Raw genomic sequence first — 25,477 nt, 5'->3', positions numbered from 1 at the left:
CTCTTGCCAAGCCCCCGTTCCGGGCGGACAACACGGTTCATGCTCCGGTCCGCTTCCCTTGCCGCCGTGACGGCCCCGGTGATCGACCTGCTCTTTCCGCCGCGCTGCCCGCTGTGCGGCGATCCGCTGGCCCGGCAGGGCGGGTTGTGCGTGGCCTGCTGGGGCAGGCTCGCCATTCCGGGCGATCCCGCCTGCGCGCTCTGCCAGAGGCCGCTGGGCGAAGAGCATCGCGATGACGGGCATCTGATCTGCGCGCCCTGTCTGGCCAGTCCACCGAAGCATGAAGGGGTCACGGCGGCGACGCTTTACAACGATGCCTCGCGCGATCTGGTGCTGGCGTTCAAGCACGGGCGCCGCGTTGGCCTTGCCGGCTTGCTGGCGCAATTGATCGTGCCGCGGCTGCCAGAGCTGGACGGGGAGTGGTTGGTCGTACCGGTGCCGCTCCACCGCTGGCGTTTGTGGCGGCGCGGGTTCAACCAGTCCGCGCTGCTGGCAGCGCGGATCGCTCGGGTTACGGGGCAGGCGCTGGCCGTCGATGCGCTCGTTCGCGTCAAGCAGACGCCCCCGTTGGGGGGATTGAACCGCCGCGCGCGGGCGGTGGCGCTCTCAGGCGCGATTGCTGCGTCGCCGCGCTGGGCAAGCAGGTTGAATGGCGCAAACGTGCTGCTGGTGGATGACGTCATGACGAGTGGCGCGACGACCGACGCCTGCCTGCGCGCGCTGCGCAAAGCCGGGGCGGCCCGGATTCGCATCGCGTGTTTCGCCCGCGTGCTGGATGAGGCGCTGGATGCAGCCGGTCGGTCTGGAACATCCCTGGACGGCACGGACACGGGGCCATAAAAGAAACGCCCGGAATCTTGCGATTCCGGGCGTCCTCGTGACGAAATTGCAAGCGTTACAACGACAGCCCCCTGTTGTCGCTCCGCTCTAGGTCCCTCATCATCCGGCCAGATACCGATCCAGCCTCCGCTGTCTCCGGCACCTGAAGCCGCCCTCTTTTTCCCTGAACTTTGGCGCTTTTGCGCCGCCTTTCGGCGGTCCAGAATGCGGTTCCCTCAAACCGCGCATTCTTCATCCGCGATTGGTCGCCCCGACGAAAGTCCATTGTTGCGTTTGGATGGATTTTGCGACCCATCTGTGGTTATCCTGCAACAAATCCTCATTTGATACGGGTTGCAGAGAAAGGTCCTTACCATTTCACAGGATGATTCCTCCGAATTGCGCGAACAGGGGCGGGTTTTCATGCCCAGGTTCGATGCCGCCGGGCTGGTGACGGCGGTGGCGGTGGATCATCGTACCGGCGAATTGCTGATGCTGGCGCATATGGACGCTGAAGCGATCGCGAAGACGCGCGAGACGGGATTCGCCCATTTCCATTCCCGGTCGCGCGGGCGCCTGTGGATGAAGGGCGAAAGCTCGGGGCATACGCTCAAGGTCGTCGAGATCCGCGTGGATTGCGATCAGGATGCGCTGGAACTGAGAGTCGAGGCGGCGGGGCCGGCCTGCCACACGCTGGCGCGGAGCTGTTTCTACCGGCGGATCGATAATAACGGAGAACTTGTGCGGATCGTGGATTGACGCTTACGTAAAGGGTAGGTAGCTCTATGAGCATGCCCGCTCAGTCCGCCGCCGCAAATCGTGACCACACCGGCCATCTCGACCATCCTGACGCGAGCGCACGCGATCAGTATACGATTTCCGATCTCTCCAACGAGTTCGGCGTTACCGCTCGCGCCTTGCGCTTCTATGAGGACGAGGGCCTGATCGCGCCGACGCGGCTCGGCCTGTCGCGCATCTACAGCAAGCGCGACCGGGCGCGGCTGGCATGGATCATGCGCGCCAAGAACGTGGGTTTCAGCCTCGCCGAAATCCGCGACATGATCGATCTTTACGATCTGGGCGACGGGCGTGCCGAACAGCGCCGCGTCACCATCGCCAAGTGCCGCGAACGGATCGACAACTTGCGCCGCCAGCAGGCGGACATCACCGACACCATTGATGAACTGACCAGCTTCGTCGACCTTCTGGTGAAGCGGGAGCGTCTGGAAGGGCGCAATCCCGAAACCGGCGGGTCGCACAACTCCTGAGGACCAAGCAATGCCGATCTACAAGGCTCCAACGCGGGACACGCGTTTCATCGTCAACGAAGTCGTCCGCGTGGCCGACTATACTCATCTGGCCGGGTTCGAGAACGCCACGCAGGACATGACGGACGCGGTGATCGAGGAAGCGGGGCGCTTCGTTTCCGAAGTGGTCGCGCCGCTCAACCGCGTGGGCGATATCGAGGGCTGCACCCGCCACCCCGACGCTTCGGTGACGACGCCGACCGGGTTCAAGGAAGCCTATCGCCAGTACGTAGAGGGCGGCTGGCCCACGCTCGTCGGGCCGGAGGCGTTCGGCGGACAGGGTTTGCCGCACGTGATCGGCTTCGTCATGGAAGAATACATGTGCAGCGCGAACCACGCCTTCGCGATGTATCCAGGCCTTGCCAATGGCGCGATTTCCGCGATCCTCTCGAAGGGTTCGCCTGAGCAGCAGGCAAAGTATCTGCCCAAGATGGTCTCCGGCGAATGGCTTGGCACGATGAACCTGACCGAGCCGCACTGCGGCACCGATCTGGGCCTGATCCGTACCCGCGCCGAGCCGCAGGCCGATGGTTCCTATGCCATCACCGGCACCAAGATCTTCATTTCGGCGGGTGACCATGACCTGACCGAGAACATCATCCACCTGGTGCTGGCCAAGACGCCGGGCGCGCCGGAATCGAGCAAGGGCATTTCCCTGTTCATCGTGCCCAAGTTCCTGGTGAACGACGACGGCTCGCTGGGCGCGAAGAATGCCGTGTCGGTCGGCTCGATCGAGCACAAGATGGGCATCCACGGCAATGCCACCTGCGTGATGAACTACGAGGACGCGAAGGGCTGGATCGTCGGCGAGGAGAACAAGGGCCTTGCCGCGATGTTCGTGATGATGAACGCGGCCCGTCTGGGCGTGGGCATCCAGGGGCTGGGGCAGGCGGAAGCCGCGTACCAGAACTCGGTGCTCTATGCGCAGGAGCGCCGGCAGGGCCGCGCGCTGACCGGCCCCGCCGAGCCCGACCAGAAGGCCGATCCGCTGTTCGTCCACCCCGATGTGCGCCGGATGCTGATGGATGCCAAGGCCTTCACCGAAGGGATGCGCGCCTTCTCCGGCTGGGGCGGCCTGCTGGTCGACCTGTCGCACAAGGCGGCGACGGCGGAAGAACGGCAGGAGGCCGACGACCTGATCAGCCTGCTGACGCCGGTGATCAAGGGCTACGGCACCGACAGGGGCTACCAGACCGCCACCGACATGCAGCAGATCTGGGGCGGCCACGGCTATATCGCCGAAAGCGGCATGGAGCAGTTCGTGCGCGATGCGCGCATCGCCATGATCTATGAAGGCGCGAACGGCGTGCAGGCGATGGATCTTGTCGGGCGCAAGCTGCCGATGAACGGCGGCCGCGCGGTGCAGGCCTTCTTCAAGCTGGTCGATGACGAATGCGCTTCCGCCGCCGATAGCGGCGATGCGGTAGCGCTGGTGGCGGAACGGCTGGGCAAGGCCAATGGCGAGCTGAAGGCCGCGACGATGTGGTTCCTCCAGCACGGCATGACCGACCGCAACGCGCTGGGCGCGGGCGCCTATGCCTACATGACGCTGATGGGCATCGTCTCGCTGGGCCTGATGTGGCTGAAGATGGCCAAGGTGGCGGCTGCGGCGCTGGCGGCGGGAACGGACGATACGCTGTTCTACGAGGCCAAGCTGGTCACCGCGAAGCATTTCGCGCTGCGCTCTATCCCCCAGGCTGGCGCATTGCGGCGCGAGATCGAGGCGGGTGGCGAAACCGTGATGGCACTGCCGGTGGAAGCCTTCGCCACGGCCTGATGGCGCCCCGCGATCGGCTGGGGCGGGAGGGTTTGAACCGATGCCAACCCTTCTGGCGCGAGTCGGTCGCTGCGTTCGATCCGGCTTGAAATTCGCTGCGATCGAATGCGGTTGCCCGGTTCTCGGATTGCGGCTCGGCGCATTGCGCGGCTTTCCCAATCCGCCGCCGCCATGCTCATGACCCGCCGACCTTCCCGCACTGCGTAAGAAGATGGAGACGCATGATCCGCCAATATCTGCCAAAGTGGTGCTAGGCATTGCGTCATGCAACGCCGTGCCCAACGCGCGCTTGCATCGGAACGAGGCGGCGGTTCCAATGCCCAACCGGCCTTGGGCGCGCCTGACTTCAGGACCAGCCTACCATCACGGCCTTGGTTTCGGTGAAGGCCTCCACGCCGTCGCGCCCGTTTTCGCGACCGAGACCGGATTGGCGGAAGCCGCCGAAGGGCAGCGCGAATTCCATGCCGGACCCGTTGATCTTGACCGAGCCGGAGCGCAGCTTCTTCGCCATGGCTTGCGCGGCGGCCAGGTTCTGCGTCCAGACGTATGCCGAAAGGCCGTAGATGCTGTCGTTGGCCTTGCGGGCGAGGTCGTCGAGGCTGTCCGTATCCGAAAAGCGCATGACCGAGAGCACCGGCCCGAAGATTTCCTCGCGCATGATGCGCATGTCCGGGCGGGCATCGACGAAGACGGTGGGGTTGACGAAGTAGCCCGCGCCGGCTGGCGCATCGCCGCCAAACAAAAGGCTTGCGCCCTCCGCCTTGCCGGCTTCGACATAGCCCATGACCCGGCTTTTCTGCCCTGCCGAGATCAGCGGACCAAGATGGACGCCATCCCGCGTGCCGGGGCCGACCACCAGCTTGGCGGCGAAGGCGGCCAGGCCTTCGAGGAACTGGTCATAGACGGCATCGTGCAGGAACAGGCGCGATCCGGCTGCGCAGACCTGCCCGCTGTTGCCGAAGATGCCCATGGCGACGCCCGGGATCGCCTTCGCCAGATCGGCGTCGGCAAACACGATGGACGCCGACTTGCCGCCCAGTTCGAGCGAGACGCGCTTCAGCGAACCCGCGCTTTCGCGCAGGATGGACTGGCCGGTGGCCGTCGAGCCGGTGAACGAGATCTTGTCCACCCCCGGATGCGCCACCAGCGCCGCGCCGGCCTGCGTTCCGAGACCGGTGACGACATTGACCGCACCATCCGGAAAGCCGGCTTCGGCGACGAGTTCGGCAAGGCGCAGGCCCGACATCGGCGCCAGTTCGGCGGGCTTCAGCACCACCGTGCAGCCCGCCGCCAGCGCGGCTGAAACCTTGGTGCAGGTGATCGCGAACGGGGCGTTCCACGGCACGATCAGCGCGGCCACGCCCAGCGGATCGTGCGTGGTGTAGCCGTGCCAGTTGCCGGGGACCGAGACGGGCGTGGTCTCTCCGTTCAGGCGGCGCGGCCAGCCGGCGTTGTAGCGGATCGAACTGATCGCGGAGCCGACCGCCATCTGCCGCGCGATGGCATAGGGCATGCCATTGTCGAGCGTTTCGATCGCGGCGATCTCGTCCTGATGCTGTTCGACGATATCGGCGAGGCGGAGCAGCAGCCTTTCGCGCTGGGCAGCGGGCATCGCGCTCCATTCCGGGCGTTCGAAGGCAGCGCGCGCGGCGTTCACGGCTGCATCCACTTCCGTCGCGCCGCCGGACGCGATTTGTCCGATCACCGTTTCGGTCGCGGGATCGATCACGTCGATCGGGGCGGCGTTTCCACGCTGCCAGGCGCCGTTGATGAAGTGCCCGGAAAGCTGCCCGATGCGCGCGGCGGCGCGGTCGAAGACAGGGGAAAGCTCGTTCATTGCACGGACTCCGGCGCGTGATTGCCAAGAATGAGGTCGGCCGCCTTTTCGCCGATCATTACTGCGGCGGCATTGGTGTTCGCCCCGACCAGCAGCGGCATGATCGAGGCATCGACCACGCGCAGACCCTCGACGCCGTGGACGCGCAGTTGCGGATCGACCACCGCGTCCGGTCCGGTGCCCATGGTGCAACTGCCGACGGGATGGTGGACGACGCCGGCCAGATCGGCCTTCATCGCATCGAGCTGGGTATCGTCCTGCACATGCGCGCCGGGCAGGATTTCCCGCAGCACGTAGTCTGCGATCGGACCGCCCGAGAATATCCTGCGCGAGATCGCGAGGCCCTTCTTCAGTGTCGCCCAGTCGTTGGGGTGTTCCAGCAGGTTGAGCTGGATGCGCGGGGCGGATAGCGGGTTGCGATCGCGCAGCGTAACCGAACCGCGGCTTTCGGGGCGCAGCAGGCAGATCGAGTTGTAGAAGCAATCCTGTTTCGGCTTGGCGAAGCCGGGAAACCAGATGTTCGCATCGACCCTGACCGGGCTGGACATGATCTGGAGATCGGGCCGGTCGAGATCGGGTTCCGACCGGGCGAGAATACAGCCGGCGGCGATCTGGTTGGCGAAGCGGCCCGTGCCGGTGAAATACCAGCGCAGGAACGAAACGGTCGCGCGGTCGAAGCGCAGTTCGCGCGCGAAACTGTGGGGCGGAGCCGCGTCGTACTGGTGGGCAAGGCGGACGTGCTCCTGCAGGTTCTGCCCGACGCCAGGCAGCTCGTGGACCGGAGAGATGCCGTGGCTGGCTAGCTCTCCGCCCGGCCCGATGCCCGACAGCATGAGGATCTGTGGCGAGCCGTATGCACCGGCGCAGAGCAGTACCTCGCGTTCCACAGTCGCCTGCTGGCGCACTCCATGGCGTTCGAACTCCACGCCGGTGGCGCGCTTGCCGTTGAACAGGATGCGGTGAACATGCGCGCGCGTCATCACCTTGAGGTTGCGGCGCGAACGGATGGGCTTGAGGTACGCCGCCGCCGATCCGCAGCGTTCGCCGTTGCGTAGCGCGATCTGCACGTCGGCGCAGCCTTCGTTGCTCTCGCCGTCATAGTCCGGGTTGTAGGGATAGCCGCAGAGTGCTGCCGAGGCGCGCAGTTCGTCCGCCATCAGGCGCGAGGTATCGACCGGCTGGACCGAGATCGGCCCGCCGCGCCCGCGCCAGCGGTTGCCGCCGGTCCAGTGGTCTTCCGAGCGCTTGAAATAGGGTAGCACGCTGGCATAGTCCCAGCCGGTGCACCCCGCCGCCGCCCAATCGTCGAAATCGCGCGGATGCCCCCGGAAATGGACCATGCCATTGATCGACGACGATCCGCCGAGCATCCGCCCGCGCGGCAAGGGAAAGCTCTTGCCGCCCACATGGGTTTCGGGTTCGGAGGCGAATTGCCAGGCAAGGTCGGAACTGCGCAACGCCTGGAGGAAACCCAGCGGCATCCGCACATAGGGATGGTTCGCCTCGCCACCCGCCTCGAGCAGCAGCACGCGCACGGCGGGATCGGCACTAAGCCGGTTGGCGAGTACCGAACCGGCCGAACCGGCACCGATCACGATGAAATCGAATTCCAGGGTGTCCACGGCCACAAGCCTTTTTGTTGAAAATGCGAAACCGGTCAGGCCAGCCAGAGAAAGCTGGTCGCCCGCGTGTTTTCGCGCCACGGCGCCGGACCCAGCAAAGCGTCCAGCGTGCGGGTGGGGCGGTTGCCGCCGTCCAGGGTGGTTTCCATCTGCGCCATGCCGTTGAGGGAAACGGCATGGCGCACGGGGCGCGATGTTCCGCGCAGGACATCGCGCGCCAGCACGAAATCGGAATATCCGGTCAGCCCCACGATCATGCCATTGGCGGACAGCCAGCGGCCATGCGGGGCAAGCAGCAGCGCCACGACTTCGCCCTGCGGATCAGCCAGCGTGTGTCCGCCCGCGCGGGCCTGCGCGATCAGGCGAGGGGCTTCCGGCAGTCTGCCATCGACGATGAAGCGCGGATCGCCGGAGAGATCGAGTGCAGACGCCAGGCCGGGCAGGCCCGCAAGGCCGGCCGCCCCCAGCGTCACGCCGCCTTTCAGGATATCGCGACGAAGCGGCATCACGATTTCTTCCGCGCGAGATAGGCGGCGATCTTGTCGAGTTCCGCGTCGGTCACTTCGACCCGCGAGAAGGCCGGCATGTTCATCAGCCCGTTGCGGACCACGGCCTTAACGTAGTCGGCGTCAAGGTCGGTGCGGTGGATCAGCTCGGCCTTGTCCTTGCCCAGCCGACGGCCCAGCATCATCGCGCCGGTGCTTTTGCCGACATGGCAGAAAGCGCATTCCTGTCCGAACAGGCGTTCGCCCTCGTCCTTCGATCCCGACCCGAACAGCGCGGCGGCGATCGGGGACGCGGGCTTCGGCGCGGGCGGAGGAGGGACATCTCCCGCCGTGCCGCACGATGCCGCCAGCAGCGCGGAGAGCCCGGCCAGCGGCAGGAGCGATCGCGAAAGTTTCATGGGCGTTCTCCCTCTGCTCAGCGGCGGGTGCCGATGCCGTTGCGGCCGGGCGCGATGATGTTGTTGGGATCGAGCGCGGCCTTCACCTTGTCGTTGAGCCTGCGCAGCGCGCCGCCCCCGAAACTGTAGGTTTCCGCCACAGCATCCATGTAGGAGATATGGCCGCGATATTCGGCGAAGCCCTGGCTTGCGGCTTCGGCAAGCAGGTGGCGATAGAGCTTGTCGGCGCGGGCGACCATCTCCGGTTCATCGCGGTTGTAGAGAATCAGGCTGACGTTGTTGATGTGCCGCCGGCCGATGGTGAAGCTGGCGTAATAGTCCTGGCCGATTTCCTCGTAATAGGCCTTGATCTTCTTGGCGTAATTGAAGGCGAGCGTGCCGTCTTGCGGCAGCACCGGCGCGAAGCTGAGGTGGCCGCCGCGTCCGCCGTACCAGTTGACGCACTGAAGCCCCATCGTGGTGGGAACGCCCTGGGCAGACTTCTCCTCGGGATCGCCCTTCTTCCACAGCTCGAATTCCAGCGGACGGCCCAGCTTCGGCTCGAACAGCTTGCGGATCAGGTCCACTTGCGCCGTCACCGTGCCCTCGTGGCCGAACAGGCTGATCTTGGCGTTCCACCAGCCGAGTCCGAGCTTCTTCATCATGGTCTCGCTGACCGAATCCGGCAGCGCCCCGGGGCCGTCGTACCAGTCCGCCCGTTGCGACATGGTGGAGGCCGCGCGCACCGGCGATCCGAACACGATATTGTGCTGGATCACGTCACGCCGGCGCAGGTCGCACAGGATGTCGATGGCCCACGCGGCATCGTCGAAATTGGGCAGGGCCAGTTCGATCTTGGCGGTCATTTCCGGTTCCGGCTGGAGCCAGACGCCGGCCTTGGTGACTACGCCTAGGTTCGACTGCATGAACATCTGGTCCCAACCGGGGCCATATCCGTACTTGTAGGCTTGCCACCCGGCGGAACCCTGCATCGCGCCCATGCCGGTGCGGACGACCGAGCCATCGGGAAGCACCACTTCCATGCCGCAGATCTGTTCGCAGTGATCGCCATAGGGTGTGTAACCGATGCCCCGGTCGAGCGCGTTGCCGATGACGCTGCCCCAGGAGTTGCCGGGAACGGACATCCACAACGGATGGTTGTTTTCCTTGAGGTGGCGGAACAGGTCGAAATAGCCGACGCCCGGTTCCAGCAGGCAATAGGCCTGCTTGTCGTTGACCTCGAGCACGCGGTTCATGCGGCTGAGATCGAGGATGACATCGCCCTTTTCCGCCGGCGAGGCCGCGCCATAGCCCAGGTTCTTGCCCCGCCCGACGGGCCAGAGCGCGACCTTGATTTCGTTGGCCACGCGCACGATCGCCTGCACTTCCTCGACCGAGGCCGGCGCCACGATCGCGGAGCAATCGTGATCCAGGCCGTCGCCCATGGCATAGGGATCGATATAGGACGCGCGGTCCTCTTCGCTGTCGAGCACCCACTGGTTGCCGATGGCGGCGCGAAATCCGGCGAGGGCTTTCTGGAACCCGGTGCTGCCTACGCCCTTGGGGAGCAAGGAGGCCATATCCACTCCTGATGATTTGCTTGCACGCGGCGGAGGCAGGCTCCAGTGCGCGAGGAATATTCTGTCTGACGGATCGATATTCTATAAAAATGCGTATGGCAGTCGCCGGGGCCTGTCAACGGTCATGGCGGTGCCAAGGACAGGAAGGGGGGCTGTCAGGCGGTCCATCCGATCGTTCCCTTCTGCATGAACCGTATGCCGAGCACGCTGATGAACAGGCGCAAGGCCGTGCGGAAAACATGGTCCGGAATGATCGGTGTAGCGCGCTTGCCGAGGTAGGTGCCGGCCAGGCCCGTGACCGTCGCAACGAGGATTTCTGGCACGTATTGCCGGTAGTCGAAGCCCGCTGCGGAATAGCCCACCGTCCGCAGCACCTCGAGCACGATGATGCAGGTGGCGAAGGTGCCGACGATCGCGGTGCGGGTCAGCTTCGTGCGCAGCAGCGCGGGCTGCAGGATCGCGCCGAGGCCGAACAGCGTTCCCACCACGGCATGCAGGACGCCGACCGAGAAGAACGACTTGCCGGGCGAGATGCGCAGCCGGAGCGGCGGCAGCCATGCCAGCACCAGCAGCAGGACGCCCAGCAATATTGCCAGCAGGTTTTCCGGCGCGCGGCTGAACAGCCACATGCCGCCGGCCACGCCGGCCAGCGAACCGGCGGTGAAGGTGCGCACGATCGCCCAATCGATATCGGCCCAGAAGGCATGGGTACGCGAGAACAGCGAACCGAACGACAGCACCGATTGCAGCGCGATCGCGCTCGGCAGCGGCAGAATCCACGTCGTCGCGCCGAACAGGATGTAGCCGCCGCCGACCGAAAAGCAGGCGCTGAGAAAGGAGGCCGCGAAGCTTGCCCCGGCAAGCAGCAGCAACCGCGTTGGTTCCTGCACCTAGCGCTCCGTATAGCCGGCCCAGTAGCGGGGTTTGAAGCTGAGGGCGATGAAGGCGGCGGCGAAGGCGATGCACGTCACCACGACGAACGGCAGGGTGAAGCCGCCGGTAAGGTCGACGCCGAAGCCAATCGCCGCGATACCCGCCGAAGCGCCGAGGTGGAACGCGGCGCTGAGCAGCGAGATGACCTGCGGCAGCGATCGCACGCCGTACATGTGCCGTGCGAGGACGGGGGCCTGCACGATCACGCCGCCGTGCGACACGCCGCGCACGATCGTGAACATCAGGAACGTGGCGAGGCCGGCCAGCGGGAAGGTGAGCAGCGCGGCAACGCCGCACAGCGCCCAGCACAGCGCCACGCCGCGCGTGGAAAGGCGATCGAACACCCAGCCGAACAGGATCTTGCCGAGGCCCGAGATCACGATGACGATGGTGAATCCCAGCGCCGCGACATAAGCGCCAAGGCTGGTGTGGCGTTCGATGAACAGCGGGATGTATTCGTTGATACCGTTGCTGATCACGCCCGACATCGCCGCGGCGACGATCAGCAGGATGAACTGGCGGCTGCGCAGGAACGAGGAAAACTCCGGCCCCGGATCGGGAGCCTGCCCCGCAACTCCGGGCTTGCCGGGAGCAGCCTTGCCAGGGTCCAGTTCGTCGGCGGTGTAGCCGTAAGCTTCGGGCGTCTCGTGGACGAGGAAGTTGACCGCGAGCGACAGTACCACCAGCACGATAAGGCCCGCCATTCCGGCGGTGGCATGCCACCCAAGCTGGCGCAGGCCCAGGGTCGTCGCCATCGGAACGACGGTACCAGCAACGGCGCCGCCCAGCATGGCAATCCCGGTGATCCGGCCAAGGCTCGCCGAATACCAGCGTGCGAGCGTGACCTGGATGGCAATCAGGGCCAGGATCGAGGCGAAGCCGGAGACGGCGGCAAGCGCATAGTAGACCGGCAGGTTGCGGACGAAAAAGAGCAGCGTGGTGGCGATGCCGATCGTGACGACCGAGGGCATGAATACGCGCTTGAGGCCGAAACGCACGAACATGCCGCCCGCGAACAACCCGCCCACCGCCGACACGGCGGACTTGATCGCCATGAAGCTGGTGGTCTGCGCGACGCTCCAGCCCATGTCTTTGGCGATCGTGTTGTACATGATCGGCATCATCATCGAGACGCCGGCCAGCGCGATGCCCCAGATCAGGAAACCGGCCACGATATTCATGCGCGCATAGCGCCGGACCTGCGCGATCGCGATCCGCTCCCCACCCGTCATCATTGTCTCCTCGTCACCGTGTGACGCCCTGGTGGCGCGCCGGTCGTGATGTCTCCGACGATCCGTCGTGCAGATCGTTCTTTCATACAGAACATCGTTCTTTTATTTTTAGTGCGCAGACGAGTCAATCCGACTGGAGGCAAAAGGCTCCGACGCAGGGGCCGGAGTTCCGCCGACAGGGGACATGGCCGGTCAGCCATCGCGTGATGACTGGCCGGCGGGCCAGATGCCGTGGTTGCCCGGCGAAAGGATACCTGCCGGATCGAACGCCTGCTTCAGCCGCGCGTAGATCTTACCGAGCGCGTGATCGTTGAAATCGAACTTTGCGGCGACGTGGTCGACCAGCGAAACGTGCGCGCGATAGCCGGTGCAGCCCCACTCGGCGGCGCGATCGTACATCTCGCGCACCGCGTTGCGGGTGGTTTCCACCTGTTCGGCATCCGCGGTGTCAAACAGGATCATGCTGGCGCTGACCATGCTGCGGCCGGTCAGCAGCAGGCCGAACGGGCCGACCAGTCCGTACCGGTCCAGCGTTTCGCGCACCAGCGCTTCGGCTTTCAGCGCCGCTTCACCGGTAAAGGGCAGGACCGGCGAGAAATCCATGTGGCCGATGCGCGGGCCGAAAATGCCGTGCAGGCGTTCGAGCAGGACTTGATTGGGAATGCCCGCCGAAATCAGGTCCCGCGGTTCCACCTCGTCCGGGCCGGCCTCGCCGGAATAAGTGCGCAGTTCCAGTACCGCGCCGGGCAGGGTGGCGCAGGCTTCTTCCAGAAGGGCGCGCCGCGCTTCGACCATGCGGGCGGGGCCATAGAGGCCGATGCGCGCGTTCCAGCGGCCCGGGCGCAGTACCTGCCGCAGGTTGCGCATGGTGAAGGCGCCGTTGCCGGCTTCCTCGCTTTCGGTATCGGCGGGCGTGCCGACGATCATGGGCACGCCTTGCAGCACACCTTCGTGCATCAGTCGGCGCAGCATGTCGATCATCGGCACGATATCGCCGTCACCCTCGCAGCGGACGGTGCCGGTGACGATCGTTTCCGGGCGCGGCATCAGCCACAGGCCGGCCTTGGTGACCACGCCGAAGTTCGATTGCTTGAACAGTTCATCGAGCGAAGGACCAAAGCCGCGTCGATGACATGACCACACCGGGCTGTTGCTGATCGCGCCTTGACCGGTGCGCAGCAGCGTGCCGTCGGCCAGCACAGCCTCCAACCCGCACAGCGCCGAGGCATGATCGCCGTGGACGTTGTAGCCGTAGCCGTGTTCGAGCGCATTGCCGATGATGCTGCCCCATCCGAGATCGGGAACCGACATCATCAGCGGGGCGTCCTGCGCGCGCAGTTCCTCGTAAAGCCGGTGAAAGGTGACGCCTGGTTCGATCAGCGCGAAGCCCTGCTTCGCATCGATGTCGAGGATGCGGTTCATCCGGCGCAGGTTGAGCACGATGCCGCCGCTGACGGCAGGCGCCGATCCGCCGTAGCCGAAGTTGCGGCCCATCGATGATGTCCAAAGGTGGACGCCCAGTTCGGCGGCGATCTGCACGGCCGCCTGCACCTGTTCCACCGTTTCCGGCTGGATGACGAAAGATGGCTGGTGTGCCGTCGCCGCGGGGCCTTCGAACGGATCGCGGAATTCGGCGAGATTGCGACCTTCGCGATGGACCGCATCGGTTCCCAGCAGTTGCGTGAAGCGGTCGGCCGCGCGTTCGATCAGCGCGGGGGAGGGCGTGACGGCAGGAACGGCTTGCATGGGCATGGATCGCATCTCCCGTGGGTTTTACGGCCGGGGCCGGTTTCGCCGGAGCCGGGCGCGGACGCATTCTGTTATGAAAAATAACATTCTATTTTTACCTCTCGCCGCCTGCATTGGTCAATGCCAAAGTTCTGATTGACAGAATGACGTTTCATTTGCATCTAGCCAGTTGATTCGTGAATACATGTGTTTTCGATTGGGGAGAAGAGGCTATGGCAGTCCGGACTGGCGACCAGTACAAGGCAGGCTTGAATGACGGCCGGGTGGTTTGGCTCGGCGAAGGCAAGGTCAGCGTCGCGGAAGACCCGTTGCTGGCGGGCTCGCTGAACGGCATGGCCGGCTATTTCGATTGGCAGAACGAATACGCTGACGAATGCCTCATCGACGATCCGGAACGCCCCGGCGAGAAGATGAACGTCAGCCTGATGCTGCCCAAGTCGAAGGAAGACCTGATGGTGCGCCATCGTGGTCTGGAGCGACTGGCGCGCTATTCCAACGGCATGCTCGGTCGCACGCCCGACTATGTGAACGTCGTGCTGGCGGGTCACACCGCGCGCGCGGACATATGGGCGAAGGGCAAGCCCGAGGGGTATGAGCGGCTGAAGAACTTCCATCGCGAAGTCATCGACGGCGATCTTTCGATGACGCACACCATCGTTCACGCGAATATCGACAAGGGCGCGCCGCCGCTGGCGGGGATGAACTCTGACCTGACGCTGCGCGTAGTCGGCCGCAATGAAAACGGCGTGATCGTGCGGGGCGGCAAGGTGCTGGCGACGCTCGGCCCGATTGCCGACGAGCTTTACGTCTATTCCTCGGCCCCGATCCCTTCGGGCGCGGAACAGTATGCGCTGATCTTCTCGATCCCGGTCAGCACCAAGGGCGTGATCCAGATCTGCCGCGATCACTATGGCGTCGATCGCAGCGTGGCCGACGCCCCGTTCTCATCGCGCTTCGACGAGCAGGATTCGTTCGTGATCTTCGACGATGTGGAAGTGCCCTACGAGCGGCTGTTCTGCGATGGCGACCTCACGGTCTATAACACGCTGAACCAGGGCGTCTCGCCGGGCAACACGCTGCAGCAGACGGCCATCCGCGCGATGGTGAAGCTTGAATTTGCCTATGACCTGTGCAGCAGCATCGCCAAAGTCACCAACAGTCTGCATGCGCCCGACGTGGCGGTGCAGTTGGGCGAGATCTATTCGTACCTGTCGATGACCCGCTCGATCATCCATGCCGCCGAAGAACGGGCCCACGACTGGGGCGCAGGCGCGTTCTTCCCGCACCGCGACCTGTCGGTGCTGCGCTGCGTAATGCCAGGCTGGATGACGCGCGTGAACCAGATCATTCGCGCGATCGGTTCGCACAACCTGCTGTGCACGCCTTCGCTGGCGCTGTTCGATAATCCCGAGATCGGCGACTTGCTGCGCAAGTATCTGCCCGGCTCCAACGGCATCGCCGCCGAGGAGCGCGCACGGATCATGCGAATGGCCTGGGATTTCGCCGGTTCGGCGCTGGGCAGCCGTATCGAACTGTACGAAATGTTCTACCTGACCAGCCAGACGCGCGCGCGCATTGGCGACCACATGATCGCGCAGCGCGACTACGAATGGAACCAGGTGCAGGAGTTCATGCAGAAGTCCGGCATCCTGCCGGGCTGATCGGAGCATCTCCGTCATGCCATCGGAAGCGGCCGCCGGGCAACGGGCGGCCGCTTCCTGTTTTGGGGAACGCACCATGACTGTCACGACATCGCACGCCAACGTCTCGGCGCAACCGCCGCTCGACGCCTTGTTCAAGGGCGCGATGCGGCGCCTGGCCAGCGGGGTGGCGCTGGTCACCACGGCGGATGCGGCCGGAACGCCCTATGGCATCGCCATGACCGCGTTCATGTCGCTGAGCATGGAGCCGCCGTCGATGCTGCTGGCGATCAATACCGGCGCGTCGCTGTGCGCGCCGCTGCTGGCGCAGGGGGCGTTCGCCGTCAACATTCTGGCATGGGAGCAGCGCGAAGGCTGCCAGACGTTCGTCTCGACGCCGGCCGACCAGCGTTTCGCGACGATGCCCTGGCGGATGGAGCGGGGTGTGCCGGTTGTGTCGGCCTCCGTCGCCACTATCATCTGCGCCGTCGATCAGGCAGAGGCCTTCGGCAGCCATACCATCGTGAAAGGCCTGGTGGAGCGCGTGATGCTGGGGGATGATACCGTGCCGCTGACATATCTGGACGGGCGCTATGGCCGGGTTGGCTTCGATGTCTGAAGAGCCGCTCCGCGCCATCGAGGCCGCAACGGACGAGGCCCCGCGTGAAAGCTCCAGCCGCCAGCGTTTTCTCGAAGCGGCCGATGACCAGTTCATCGCCAATGGCTATGACCGCTGCACGATCCGGGCGATCGCCGCGCAGGCAGGGACCAGCCTCGCATCGCTGAGCCGGAACTGGAGCAGCAAGCGCCATTTGTTCGAGGAAGTGTTCAAGCGGCACTTCGACCCCATCCACGCCGCGCAGAACGCCGGCTTCGACGCCATCGAGGCGAGCGGGGACATCACCGTCCGCGCGATCGTCGCCGCATTCTTCGGCGCCGCGCTGGCGCGGGAAGAGGCCGCCTTGCGCAAGAGCCATCGCGTCTATTGCATGGCGCTGCTCGATCCGTCTGACGAGGCGCGTGGCATCACGCGCCCGTTGGCCGCACCGGTCCGCGCGCGCCTGATCGCCTTGCTACGCCGCGCGCTGCCGCAACTGGACGAAAAGCGCTTTTTCCTGGCGATGAACGTGGTGCTGGGCGCCTATATGTATCCGCAGGCGCATGGCGAGCGGCTCGCGGGAATCATGGGGTTCGATCTCGCGTCGATCGACTGGAGCGAGGCGGCGGACATTCTGGCGGACATGATCGGCCACGGATTGGCCGCAAAGCCCTGACTGCAGCAGACTGGAGAATCGAAAAGAAGAAAGCTCGGGAAGCGAACTTCCCGGGCCTTTCTGTTTCCGGCGGAGCGTGGTCAGGCTGCTTCGCTGAGGGTGTGGATCTGCGCCGCATCCGCCCAGTTGCCGTGCAGGCCGAAGCGCAGGCGCACGGGAATGTTGATCGTGGCGATCGGGCCTTTGGCGATTTCGGTGGCGTCGAAGATCAGCAGGTCGCTGCTGCGGGTTTCGAGGCGATTGCACACCATCACGATCCACCCGTCGCCTTCCGCCGCGTCGGGCGAACGGGGCACGAAGCACGGTTCCTGGATGCTGGAGACGGGGCCGGCCCACCACTTCTGTTCCTGGCCAGTCTCGAGGTCGACGAAGCCTAGTGTGTTCATCACCCAGCCGCCGGCACTGCCGCCCTTCAGCTCGACCGGCTGGCTGGGATCGATCACGACCATCCAGCCATAGCGGTTCTTCTGGCCGGTGAAGCGATCGTCGATCTTGGGGAATTCGCCGATCATATCGGACAGGCGGACGGCCTTGAACTCTTCCTCGTTCTGGCTGAGATCAACCGTCCAGCGCGTCAGGAACGTGCTGCCGGCGACGGGATCGAACGGCGCGTCGTCGATGTCGGGGAAGAACGGCATCATGTTGTTGGCGGCTACCGGCAGGTCGAGGTGCAGCCTGGTGCCCTCCTGGAACGCGTTCATGACGTGCGCGGTGAAGCAGTTTCCGCCCTTGAACCAGCGGATATCGGCGGCGGTGGTGCCGGGCTTGCGCGGCATCACGGCAAGGTAGCTCGGCAGAGAGGTGTCGAAGCCGAAATGCGGCTTGCCGGCTTTCAGGCGATCCCAGTTGCTGGTCATGCCCATGACCGAGAACAGTGCGTAGTCCGGCGTGATCGCGAAATCGTGCATCATGCAGTAGTAGGGTGTTTCGAACCACACATCGTAGAGCAGCTCGCCTTGGGGGCTGATCTCGTAGTAGGCCATGTCGCGGGTGAGGATGCCCTTTGAGGCATAGCCGAAGCCGCAGAGATTGCCGGTGGCGGGGTCGGTCTTGGGATGCGCGGTGAAGGTCTCGCCCTTCATCTTGCCATCGAAATCGGTGTAGCCGGCGGTTTCGAGCGTGACGGCGTCCATCACCAGGGCCGGGGAATCCTCCTTCAGCGCATAGAGCCGGCCACCGTGAATATAGGCATTGGTGTTCGCCGTGCCGCGGATTTTGCCCTTCACCGCTTCGTCGTCGGTCAGCGGATTGCGATAGGCGCCGAACACCGCGCGCCCGGCTTCGTTTTCAAGCTTCCACTTGTCGGTCTTGGCCCAGCGCTGGGTGAAATCCACCCGGCCGTCCTTGAACCGGAACATGGAGATCATGCCGTCGCCGTTGAACGCGATGTCGTCGCCCAGCTTGGGCGGGAACTGATGTTCCGGCTGCACGCGATAGAACGCGCCGTCCATTTCCGCGGGGATCGTGCCGACCACGTTGAGGTCATGCACATTCGCCTCGACGCGGGAAGGCGTGTTGAAACCGGTGAACGCGGGAACGTCAGGAAAAGTCGTCATTCATCATCTCCCAGAGGCCGCGTGGCGCCGTTGGTGCGAATCTGGGCCTCCGCGCCTGATCCACGCAGCAATAAAACAGAACGATGTTCTATGTGATGGATCGACCTTTGTCCAGTGACTGTGAAGCCGCAAAAACGGCATCCCTGAATCGTTCAATATCAATCGGATGAACAGGATCGAGAGACGGTGGCCGCCTGTGCCGGCCCTATGCGTTGACAAGCACCGCAATTCTGGATTAAAAGAACGTCGTTCTGTCTGGAAGAACCTCTGCATCGGAGGGCTTGCCGGACTTGTTCCGATAACTGACGATCAGGGGAGGACATCGATGCGTCGACGCGATTGCTTCACGAAATTCATGCTGAGCGCTGCAGCCTGTGCGCTGCTGCCGACGGCTGCCATGGCGGAAACGGCGACCGCGGAATCAGGGGCCGAAGCGGGGGGTGCCGAAGATCAGGCAGCGGCACCGTCCGACGGCGAAATCGTCGTTACCGCGCAGTTCCGTCAGGAAAGCGCGCAGAAGGCCGCCGTTTCGATCGACGTGCTTTCGGCCGAGACGCTGGCGCGTGCCGGTGTGGCGCAGGCCACCGATCTCGCGCGGCTTTCGCCCGGCGTGCAGATTACGCAAGGCGGCAGTTCGCTGCAGATATACATCCGCGGCGCCGGCGATTTCTCGACGACCGCCTACAGCAACTCGGCCGTTGCGCAGAACTATGACGGCGTGTTCGCCGCGCGCAGCCAGTACGTGGCCGGCGTGTTCTACGATCTGGAGCGCGTCGAAGTGCTCAAGGGGCCGCAGGGCACGCTCTATGGCCGCAACGCCACCGGCGGCGCACTGAATATCCTTCCTGTGCAGCCCAAGCTGGGCGTGTTTGAAGGATACATGTCGGCCGGCTTCCAGAACTACAACGGCTTCTCGGCCGAAGGCGCGCTGAACATCCCACTGGGCGACAAGGTCGCCATCCGCGCGGCGTTCCAGGGGGTTTCGCGCAACGGTTATATCAGCGACGGCACCGACGACGACAAGCACCATTCGTTCCGCTTGCAACTGAAGGCGGAGCCGACCGAGGATCTGACCCTTCGCCTCGGCTTGAACTACCAGCACCTCGGCGGGCGCGGTCCCGGCAAGGTGGTCTATGAGCCGACCGCGCCGACCGCGCCGGGCCTGACCAACAGCCAGCCGATCATCCCCGCCGATCGCTGGACATCGATCAATGGCACGCTGAACAGCCTGATCTCGAAGGTTGTCGCGCCTCCGGGCATCTATCCGCTCGATACCAGCAAGACCTACCAGAACATCGATATCTGGGGCATCAACGGACATCTGGAATGGAATCTTGGTCCGGCCACGCTGACCGTCATCCCGGCCTACCAGCACGTCAAGCTGGATTCGCTGGTGATGCCGGCGCTCTATTTCAGCACCACCAACTACTTCACCGGCGCGCCTTCCACGTCTGATGCGGAAACGGTTGAAGTCCGTCTCGGCAATGCGAACGAGAAGCTCAAATGGGTGCTGGGCGGCTATTTCTTCAACGAGGATCAGGACAGCTTCAACGCCGTCCGCCTTGGCCGCGCGTCCGACACGGCTTTCGTGGCCACGCTCAACACTCGCGCCTACGCCGCCTTTGCTGAGGCGACCTATTCGCTGACCGACCGTTTCCGCCTGACCGGCGGCATCCGTTACACCGACGAAACCAAGAGCGTCGATGGCTATCGCTATGCCATCGCGGGCAGCCTGGCCTGCCCGAATGGCGGCACGGCGATCGGCGGCAGCTGTGAACTGAAGACGGCGGCGGGCACCAACGTGCGGGGCACCTATTCGGCGCATCGGGTCAATTACAAGGCTGGCTTTGAATTCGATGCCGGGCCGCAGAGCATGATCTACGGCAGCGTGGTCACCGGCTTCAAGTCGGGCGGCCAGTCGAACGCCGACATCGATCCCTACAAGCCCGAGGACGTGACGGCCTATACGATCGGCGCGAAGAACCGCTTCTTCGGCCGGCTGCTGCAGCTCAACCTCGAACTGTTCTGGATGGACTACAAGAACCGCCAGGAAAACTTCTCGCAGCTCGATCGCGGCGGCGCGCAGGTTTCCTCGCTGTTCAACGCGGGCAAGGCCGTGGCCAAGGGCGTCAGCGCCGACGTGACGCTGCGTCCGACCGCCAACGACAGCCTGCGGGTGGGCATCGAGTACACCGAGAGCAAGTACAAGGAATTCAGCTACCGGAACTACAGGGCGGGCAATCCGTCGGCCTCGACAGCGTGCGATGTCACGGCGATCACCGGTGGCAACGCCCAGATCGGCTTCTGGAACATCAACTGCAACGGCTTCCAGTTGCCGCGCACGCCGAAGTGGTCGGGCACGGTGGGTTATACCCACACCTTCGATCTCGCCAACGGCGCGAAGATCGAGTTCGCGCCTGACATGACGTTTGCCTCGTCGCGCTGGTTGAGTGCCGAATTCGTCGAGAACGCGCGCGCGCCGGCCTATGCGCTGGTGAACGCCAGCCTCACATACCGTTCGCCCGAGGACAAGTACTCGGTCCAGCTGTTCGTGCGGAACATCGGCGACAAGGCGGTGTACACCGGCACGCAGCAGTATCCGTTCATCGCCAACTACAACGGCCAGGACATCGCGCCGCCCCGCACGTGGGGCGCCCGTTTCCGCGCCCGTTTCTGATGGGGCAGGCCGGGGGGCGATGAGGCCGCCGCCCCGGTGCGGGGTTCCGGCAACGGGCGCGGAAGGCAGATGTCGTCCGCGCCCGTCGTGTGTCCGCGCCTCGGGAAATTCCGCGGCACGATGCGGGACGGCGAGCCGGATGAACGGGAACGGCGGGACGCTTCCGATTCCGAAAAAATGCGGTCTCAGCACGCGAATACAATTGATTTCACATCTGGCTGTGTTAATAAAAGAACGATGTTCTGTTAAATAGAACGAGGAAGAGATTATGCGGCTCGCGAGATTTGATGGTGGCAGGATCGGGGTGTGCCTTGGCGACGAGATCGTCGATGTCACCGATGTCTGCGGCATCGATCCTGCGGAATGGCCGGCGGTCGGTCCGCTGCGGCTGATCCGCGATTTCGAAGCGCTGCGCCCCAAGATCGAGGCGGCGCTCGCCGCCGCTGCGCGCAAGCCGCTGGCCGATGTCCGGCTGGAAACGCCGGTGCCGTGGCCGAACAAGGTCATCGCCTATCCGGTGAACTATCACGCGCATGGGCGCGAAATGCAGGCGCAGTACCGTGCGACCAACCAGGGCTTCTTCCTGAAGCCGTGCTCGTCGCTTTCGGGGCCGTCCGATCCGGTGGTGCTGCCGCGGGTGCCGGGGCGTGAAGTGCACCACGAAAGCGAACTGGGCATCATCATCGGCAAGGAAGTGCGCGGCCTTCCGCGCGAGAACTGGCGCGAGGCGGTGTTCGGCTACACCTGCCTGCTCGACATGGTGGTGCGCGGGCGCGAGGAGCGCGTGTTCCGCAAGGCATACGACAGCTTCTGCCCGATCGGGCCTTGGGTGGTGACCGCCGACGAAGTGCCCGATCCGGCGTCGCTCGACCTGAAGCTGTGGGTCAATGGCGACCTGCGGCAGTCCGCCAATACACGCGATCTGGTGCTCGATATTCCGGGCATGATCGAAACCGCCTCGGCGGTGATGACGCTCTATCCCGGTGACGTGATCGCGACCGGTACGCCTGAAGGCGTCGGTCCCGTGGTGGACGGTGATCGCATACGCATCGTGATCGACCGGATCGGCGAAATGAACGTGGACGTGGTGCAGGGCGATCTCGGCATGACCGAAGTCTTCGCGCAGCCCTACGTGCCGCCGATCATCAAGCAGGCCTGACCATGGCGGCTCCGGAAGCGGATTCGCTGGAGGCGCTGTACGACGCCTTCGCGAGCATGAACATGGAGGGCGGCTGGCACCGGAAATTCCCGGCGCTGTGGCCCGAGCCGCGGCGTAATTTCCTGCCGCACGTCTGGCGCTATGCCGAGGTCAAGCCGATCCTCGACCGCGCCGGGCGGCTGGTCGATACCGCACAGGCGGAACGCCGCAACCTGACGATGTTCAACCCCGTGGAAGGCAACGTCTATTCCACGGTGCGCACGATCGTGGCGGCTTACCAGATGATCCGGCCGGGCGAGGTCGCCCGCGCCCATCGCCATACGCCCAACGCGCTGCGGCTGATCCTTGAAGGGCGCGGTACTTACACCGTGGTCGACGGCAGCCAGGTGGAAATGCGGCCGGGCGACGTGCTGCTGACGCCAAACTGGGCCTGGCACTCGCACGCCAATGGCGGCGGCGAGGATTGCTACTGGATGGATTTCCTCGATGTGCCGCTGGTGCATCTGATGGAGCCGATGTTCTACCAACCGCATCCGGCAGGGCTGGAAGCGGACGTGACCGAACTGGCCGAAGCGCCGATCGCGTTCCGCTGGGAAGACACGCTCGCCGCCCTGGATGCGGAGCAGGCGCGGGTGGGCGAGGGCGCGCCGGCATCGGTGACGCTGGGGCCGGCGCAGCTCGATACGATCGCCCTGCGCATGATGCGGATACCCGCGGGGGTAGAAACCGCGTCCCTGCGCACGACCGCGAACAACATCTTTGCCGTCGTGCGTGGCAACGGCACGACCGTGGTGGACGGGCAGGCGATGGAATGGCGCTTCGGGGATACCGTGGCGATTCCGGCGTGGCGCCCGTTCACGCACCACGCCGCCGAAGATGCGGTGCTTCTCCAGGTCACCGATGAACCCGTCCTCGCCAAGCTTGGCTGGCTGAGGACCGAAACGCCGTGATCGCGCGGCATCGCAACCAACTTTCATTCCGGAGCATGGCATGACCAAATCGCCCAAGATCCTTATCGCCGGTGGTGGCATCGGCGGCATGGCGGCCGCCCTTTCCCTGCTGCGGCGCGGCTATGACGTCGAGGTGTACGAGCAGGCGCCCGAACTGGGCGAGGTGGGCGCGGGCGTTCAGATCAGCCCCAACGGCGCGCGGGCGCTCGATGCGCTGGGCGTGTTCGAGACGCTGAAGGCCGCGTCCTGCGCGCCGCGCCGCAAGGAGTTCCGCCTGTGGAACACCGGGCGGGCGTGGCCGATGTTCGATCTGGGCCAGATGGCGATCGAGAAATACGGCTATCCCTATCTCACGGTCTATCGGCCGGACCTTCTGGGAACGCTGGTCGATGCGGTGCGCGCGATGGCGCCCCAAGCGATCCATCTGGGCGCGGCGGTAGAGAACGTGACCAACCGGGAAGACGGCGTGGCGCTGCACCTGGTCGGCGGCAAGACCGTGGAAGGCGATATCCTGATCGGTGCCGATGGCGTGAAATCCACCGTGCGCAAGTGCCTGTTCGGCGATGACGAAGCCAATTTCACCGGCATGATCGCCTGGCGCGCCGTGATCCCCATGGAGTGTCTGCCCGAACATATGCGCCAGATGGTAGGCTGGACGTGGATCGGGCCAGGGGGCCACATGGTCAACTATCCGCTGCGCGGCGGCAAGCTGATGAACATGATCGGCACGATCGAGCGCAACGACTGGCAGGTCGAATCCTGGTATACGCAGGGCAGCATTGAGGAATGCGCCAACGATTTCGCCGGCTGGCACGAGGACGTGCAGACGCTGATCCGGTCCGCGCCGACGGTAATGAAGTGGGCGTTCATGGAACGCACGCCGCGCCAGAAGTGGAGCGAGGGCCGTTCGACCCTGCTGGGCGACGCCTGCCACGCCACGCTGCCGTTCCTGGCACAAGGTGCGGTGATGTCGATCGAGGACGGCGTGGTGCTGGGCCGTTGCCTTGACCAGTACGACGATCCGAAGGAAGCCCTGCTGCGCTACGAGGCCGCGCGCGTCGACCGCACGAGCCGCATGGTGCGCGGGGCCAAGGAAAACACCGCCCGCTTCCACGAAACCGCGCTGGCGACCGAGGAAGGCGCGGTGAAGTACATGGAAAGCGAATGGAGCCGTGATCCGATCAACGATCGCTACGACTGGCTCTATCGCTACGACGTTCTGACCGCCGAGATCTGAGCATGACGGAGGCTGCCGCTTCTGCCGTCCGTCCGCCTGCCGACCTTCTGGCGGGCGTGCGGGTGCTCGATCTAACCAACGTGCTGTCCGGCCCCTATGCCACCTATCAGATGGCCATGCTGGGTGCGGAGGTCATCAAGGTCGAGAATCCGAAAGAGGGCGATCTTGCGCGCAAGCTCGGCGCGTCCCCGGCGCTCAATGCGATGATGCTCGGCACCTCGTTCCTGGCGCAGAACGCGGGCAAGAAGTCGGTGACGATCGATCTCAAGCATCCGGATGGCAAGGCACTGTTCCGCGATCTGCTGGTGACGGCGGACGTGGTGGTCGAGAACTTCCGGCCGCGCGTGATGGATCGGCTGGGTTTCGGTTACGAGGAAGTGCGGGCGATTAACCCGCGCATTGTCTATTGCGCGATTTCGGGCTTCGGGCAGGAAGGGCCGCTCAGCGCCAACCCGGCCTACGACCAGATCGTGCAAGGCCTGTCGGGGGTGATGAGCATTACCGGCGATGCGCAGTCCGCGCCGCTGCGCGTCGGCTATCCGTTGTGCGATACGCTGGGCGGGCTGGCCGCGGCCTTTGCCGTGGTGAGCGCGCTGTTCCGGCGCCAGCACAGCGGGGAAGGGGCCTATATCGACCTCGCCATGCTCGATGCGACGATTTCGGCCATGGGCTGGGCGGTATCGAACTACCTGATCGCGGGTGTCGAGGCGCAGCCGATCGGCAACCAGAACACGACGGCTGCGCCTTCCGGCGCGTTCCGCTGCGCCGACGGCCAGATCAACATCGCGGCGAACAAGCAGGAACAGTTCGAGCGGTTGTGTGATCTGGTGGGGCTTTCCGCGCTCAAGACCGATCCGCGCTTTGCCGAGCGCGAGGCGCGCAAGGCCAATCGCGCGGCGCTCAACGCGCTTCTGGACGACGCGCTTGGCGCGCAGGGGGCCGCGGAATGGGAGGACCTGCTCAACGCCAACGGCATTCCCGCCGGTCGCATCCTGTCCATTCCCGAAATCCTAGCGCACCCGCAGATCGCGGCGCGGGGCCTGATCCATGAAATCCCCATGGGCCAGCCGGGGCTCGAAACGGTCAAGGTCTGCCGCGCAGGTTACAGCCTGGGCGACAGCCAGCCGGCCGCACGCTCCGCACCGCCCCTGCTGGGGGCCGACAATGCCGAGATATTCGGCGCGCTGGGCCGGGACACGGCGGTGCTGGAGACGTTGAAGGCCGGAGGCGCGATTTGAGAGCTTG

General features: G+C 64.8%; 21 protein-coding genes. 12 read left to right on the top strand and 9 right to left on the bottom strand.

From position 1 onward, the window contains the following. Positions 1-39: 39 nt before the first annotated feature. The 4 genes from NMD1_RS17990 (at position 40) to NMD1_RS17975 (ending at position 3,903) form a co-directional block, all read left to right on the top strand. The gene (locus NMD1_RS17990) at positions 40-840 is read left to right on the top strand and encodes a ComF family protein (protein WP_125956177.1); all 801 of its coding nucleotides are present in this window, start codon (positions 40-42) and stop codon (positions 838-840) included. A gap of 402 nt (positions 841-1,242) precedes the next feature. After that, positions 1,243-1,578, top strand: a complete 336-nt coding sequence (gene hisI, locus NMD1_RS17985) for a phosphoribosyl-AMP cyclohydrolase (protein WP_125956175.1) — start codon at positions 1,243-1,245, stop codon at positions 1,576-1,578. Positions 1,579-1,604: 26 nt separating this feature from the next. Further along, positions 1,605-2,087: a MerR family DNA-binding transcriptional regulator gene (locus NMD1_RS17980; protein WP_223806641.1), complete on the top strand. Its 483-nt coding sequence runs from the start codon at positions 1,605-1,607 to the stop codon at positions 2,085-2,087. Positions 2,088-2,097: 10 nt separating this feature from the next. Next, a complete protein-coding gene (locus NMD1_RS17975) occupies positions 2,098-3,903 on the top strand; it encodes an acyl-CoA dehydrogenase C-terminal domain-containing protein (protein ID WP_125956174.1) in 1,806 nt (601 codons plus the stop codon). Positions 3,904-4,249: 346 nt separating this feature from the next. Here the strand turns inward: NMD1_RS17975 and NMD1_RS17970 are convergent, their stop codons facing one another. The 8 genes from NMD1_RS17970 to NMD1_RS17935 form a co-directional block, all read right to left on the bottom strand. Continuing rightward, positions 4,250-5,740, bottom strand: a complete 1,491-nt coding sequence (locus NMD1_RS17970; RefSeq protein ID WP_125956173.1) for an aldehyde dehydrogenase — start codon at positions 5,738-5,740, stop codon at positions 4,250-4,252. Beyond that, positions 5,737-7,368 carry a GMC family oxidoreductase gene (locus NMD1_RS17965; protein WP_233497784.1) on the bottom strand — a complete coding sequence of 544 codons (1,632 nt, stop codon included), beginning with the start codon at positions 7,366-7,368 and terminating at the stop codon, positions 5,737-5,739. The genes NMD1_RS17970 and NMD1_RS17965 overlap by 4 nt, the downstream gene beginning before the upstream one ends. Before the next feature lie 29 nt (positions 7,369-7,397). Beyond that, the gene (locus tag NMD1_RS17960) at positions 7,398-7,868 is read right to left on the bottom strand and encodes a hypothetical protein (protein WP_125956171.1); all 471 of its coding nucleotides are present in this window, start codon (positions 7,866-7,868) and stop codon (positions 7,398-7,400) included. Continuing rightward, the gene (locus tag NMD1_RS17955; RefSeq protein ID WP_124809610.1) at positions 7,868-8,266 is read right to left on the bottom strand and encodes a cytochrome c; all 399 of its coding nucleotides are present in this window, start codon (positions 8,264-8,266) and stop codon (positions 7,868-7,870) included. The genes NMD1_RS17960 and NMD1_RS17955 overlap by 1 nt, the downstream gene beginning before the upstream one ends. A 17-nt stretch (positions 8,267-8,283) precedes the next feature. Further along, positions 8,284-9,825 carry an FAD-binding oxidoreductase gene (locus NMD1_RS17950; RefSeq protein ID WP_125956168.1) on the bottom strand — a complete coding sequence of 514 codons (1,542 nt, stop codon included), beginning with the start codon at positions 9,823-9,825 and terminating at the stop codon, positions 8,284-8,286. A gap of 155 nt (positions 9,826-9,980) precedes the next feature. After that, positions 9,981-10,715 (bottom strand): sulfite exporter TauE/SafE family protein, encoded by a 735-nt coding sequence (locus NMD1_RS17945; RefSeq protein WP_125956166.1) that lies wholly within the window; start codon positions 10,713-10,715, stop codon positions 9,981-9,983. Continuing rightward, positions 10,716-11,993 (bottom strand): MFS transporter, encoded by a 1,278-nt coding sequence (locus NMD1_RS17940; RefSeq protein ID WP_125956164.1) that lies wholly within the window; start codon positions 11,991-11,993, stop codon positions 10,716-10,718. It lies immediately after the preceding gene. Positions 11,994-12,182: 189 nt separating this feature from the next. Further along, positions 12,183-13,742, bottom strand: a complete 1,560-nt coding sequence (locus tag NMD1_RS17935) for an FAD-binding oxidoreductase (protein WP_158454002.1) — start codon at positions 13,740-13,742, stop codon at positions 12,183-12,185. A gap of 209 nt (positions 13,743-13,951) precedes the next feature. On the opposite strand from NMD1_RS17935, the gene NMD1_RS17930 reads away from it, so the two are divergent. The 3 genes from NMD1_RS17930 to NMD1_RS17920 all read left to right on the top strand — a co-directional run bounded on the left by NMD1_RS17930 (position 13,952) and on the right by NMD1_RS17920 (position 16,653). After that, on the top strand, positions 13,952-15,400 hold the full coding sequence (locus NMD1_RS17930) for a 4-hydroxyphenylacetate 3-hydroxylase N-terminal domain-containing protein (RefSeq protein WP_124809615.1): 1,449 nt from the start codon (positions 13,952-13,954) through the stop codon (positions 15,398-15,400). 76 nt (positions 15,401-15,476) lie between these two features. Beyond that, positions 15,477-15,998, top strand: coding sequence for a flavin reductase family protein (locus NMD1_RS17925; protein WP_158454001.1), 522 nt, complete (start codon positions 15,477-15,479; stop codon positions 15,996-15,998). Continuing rightward, positions 15,991-16,653, top strand: a complete 663-nt coding sequence (locus NMD1_RS17920) for a TetR/AcrR family transcriptional regulator (protein ID WP_158454000.1) — start codon at positions 15,991-15,993, stop codon at positions 16,651-16,653. The genes NMD1_RS17925 and NMD1_RS17920 overlap by 8 nt, the downstream gene beginning before the upstream one ends. An 80-nt stretch (positions 16,654-16,733) precedes the next feature. On the opposite strand, the gene NMD1_RS17915 is transcribed toward NMD1_RS17920, so the two are convergent. Continuing rightward, the gene (locus NMD1_RS17915) at positions 16,734-18,209 is read right to left on the bottom strand and encodes a carotenoid oxygenase family protein (RefSeq protein WP_125956155.1); all 1,476 of its coding nucleotides are present in this window, start codon (positions 18,207-18,209) and stop codon (positions 16,734-16,736) included. Positions 18,210-18,534: 325 nt separating this feature from the next. Here NMD1_RS17915 and NMD1_RS17910 point away from each other — a divergent pair, with 325 nt between their 5' ends. From NMD1_RS17910 to NMD1_RS17890, 5 genes are all read left to right on the top strand, one after another. Continuing rightward, a complete protein-coding gene (locus NMD1_RS17910; RefSeq protein ID WP_233497783.1) occupies positions 18,535-20,886 on the top strand; it encodes a TonB-dependent receptor in 2,352 nt (783 codons plus the stop codon). Positions 20,887-21,154: 268 nt separating this feature from the next. Further along, the gene (locus NMD1_RS17905) at positions 21,155-22,045 is read left to right on the top strand and encodes a fumarylacetoacetate hydrolase family protein (protein WP_125956150.1); all 891 of its coding nucleotides are present in this window, start codon (positions 21,155-21,157) and stop codon (positions 22,043-22,045) included. A 2-nt stretch (positions 22,046-22,047) separates the two neighbouring features. Beyond that, positions 22,048-22,995, top strand: coding sequence for a cupin domain-containing protein (locus NMD1_RS17900; protein ID WP_125956148.1), 948 nt, complete (start codon positions 22,048-22,050; stop codon positions 22,993-22,995). A gap of 40 nt (positions 22,996-23,035) precedes the next feature. Beyond that, a complete protein-coding gene (locus tag NMD1_RS17895; RefSeq protein WP_125956146.1) occupies positions 23,036-24,232 on the top strand; it encodes an FAD-dependent monooxygenase in 1,197 nt (398 codons plus the stop codon). 2 nt (positions 24,233-24,234) lie between these two features. Beyond that, positions 24,235-25,470 carry a CaiB/BaiF CoA-transferase family protein gene (locus tag NMD1_RS17890; RefSeq protein WP_125956143.1) on the top strand — a complete coding sequence of 412 codons (1,236 nt, stop codon included), beginning with the start codon at positions 24,235-24,237 and terminating at the stop codon, positions 25,468-25,470. Positions 25,471-25,477 lie beyond the last annotated feature (7 nt).

This window comes from Novosphingobium sp. MD-1 (assembly GCF_001014975.1).
GTDB lineage: Bacteria > Pseudomonadota > Alphaproteobacteria > Sphingomonadales > Sphingomonadaceae > Novosphingobium.
This window is presented reverse-complemented; position numbering and strand designations above follow the sequence as displayed.

Excerpts from the sequence above, each read along its gene's own strand:
- NMD1_RS17990 (WP_125956177.1), top strand. The coding sequence starts at position 40 with ATGCTCCGGTCCGCTTCCCTTGCCGCCGTGACGGCCCCGGTGATCGAC.
- hisI (WP_125956175.1), top strand. The coding sequence starts at position 1,243 with ATGCCCAGGTTCGATGCCGCCGGGCTGGTGACGGCGGTGGCGGTGGAT.
- NMD1_RS17980 (WP_223806641.1), top strand. The coding sequence starts at position 1,605 with ATGAGCATGCCCGCTCAGTCCGCCGCCGCAAATCGTGACCACACCGGC.
- NMD1_RS17975 (WP_125956174.1), top strand. The coding sequence starts at position 2,098 with ATGCCGATCTACAAGGCTCCAACGCGGGACACGCGTTTCATCGTCAAC.
- NMD1_RS17970 (WP_125956173.1), bottom strand. The coding sequence starts at position 5,740 with ATGAACGAGCTTTCCCCTGTCTTCGACCGCGCCGCCGCGCGCATCGGG.
- NMD1_RS17960 (WP_125956171.1), bottom strand. The coding sequence starts at position 7,868 with ATGCCGCTTCGTCGCGATATCCTGAAAGGCGGCGTGACGCTGGGGGCG.
- NMD1_RS17955 (WP_124809610.1), bottom strand. The coding sequence starts at position 8,266 with ATGAAACTTTCGCGATCGCTCCTGCCGCTGGCCGGGCTCTCCGCGCTG.
- NMD1_RS17950 (WP_125956168.1), bottom strand. The coding sequence starts at position 9,825 with ATGGCCTCCTTGCTCCCCAAGGGCGTAGGCAGCACCGGGTTCCAGAAA.
- NMD1_RS17940 (WP_125956164.1), bottom strand. The coding sequence starts at position 11,993 with ATGATGACGGGTGGGGAGCGGATCGCGATCGCGCAGGTCCGGCGCTAT.
- NMD1_RS17935 (WP_158454002.1), bottom strand. The coding sequence starts at position 13,742 with ATGCCCATGCAAGCCGTTCCTGCCGTCACGCCCTCCCCCGCGCTGATC.
- NMD1_RS17930 (WP_124809615.1), top strand. The coding sequence starts at position 13,952 with ATGGCAGTCCGGACTGGCGACCAGTACAAGGCAGGCTTGAATGACGGC.
- NMD1_RS17925 (WP_158454001.1), top strand. The coding sequence starts at position 15,477 with ATGACTGTCACGACATCGCACGCCAACGTCTCGGCGCAACCGCCGCTC.
- NMD1_RS17920 (WP_158454000.1), top strand. The coding sequence starts at position 15,991 with ATGTCTGAAGAGCCGCTCCGCGCCATCGAGGCCGCAACGGACGAGGCC.
- NMD1_RS17915 (WP_125956155.1), bottom strand. The coding sequence starts at position 18,209 with ATGACGACTTTTCCTGACGTTCCCGCGTTCACCGGTTTCAACACGCCT.
- NMD1_RS17910 (WP_233497783.1), top strand. The coding sequence starts at position 18,535 with ATGCGTCGACGCGATTGCTTCACGAAATTCATGCTGAGCGCTGCAGCC.
- NMD1_RS17905 (WP_125956150.1), top strand. The coding sequence starts at position 21,155 with ATGCGGCTCGCGAGATTTGATGGTGGCAGGATCGGGGTGTGCCTTGGC.
- NMD1_RS17900 (WP_125956148.1), top strand. The coding sequence starts at position 22,048 with ATGGCGGCTCCGGAAGCGGATTCGCTGGAGGCGCTGTACGACGCCTTC.
- NMD1_RS17895 (WP_125956146.1), top strand. The coding sequence starts at position 23,036 with ATGACCAAATCGCCCAAGATCCTTATCGCCGGTGGTGGCATCGGCGGC.
- NMD1_RS17890 (WP_125956143.1), top strand. The coding sequence starts at position 24,235 with ATGACGGAGGCTGCCGCTTCTGCCGTCCGTCCGCCTGCCGACCTTCTG.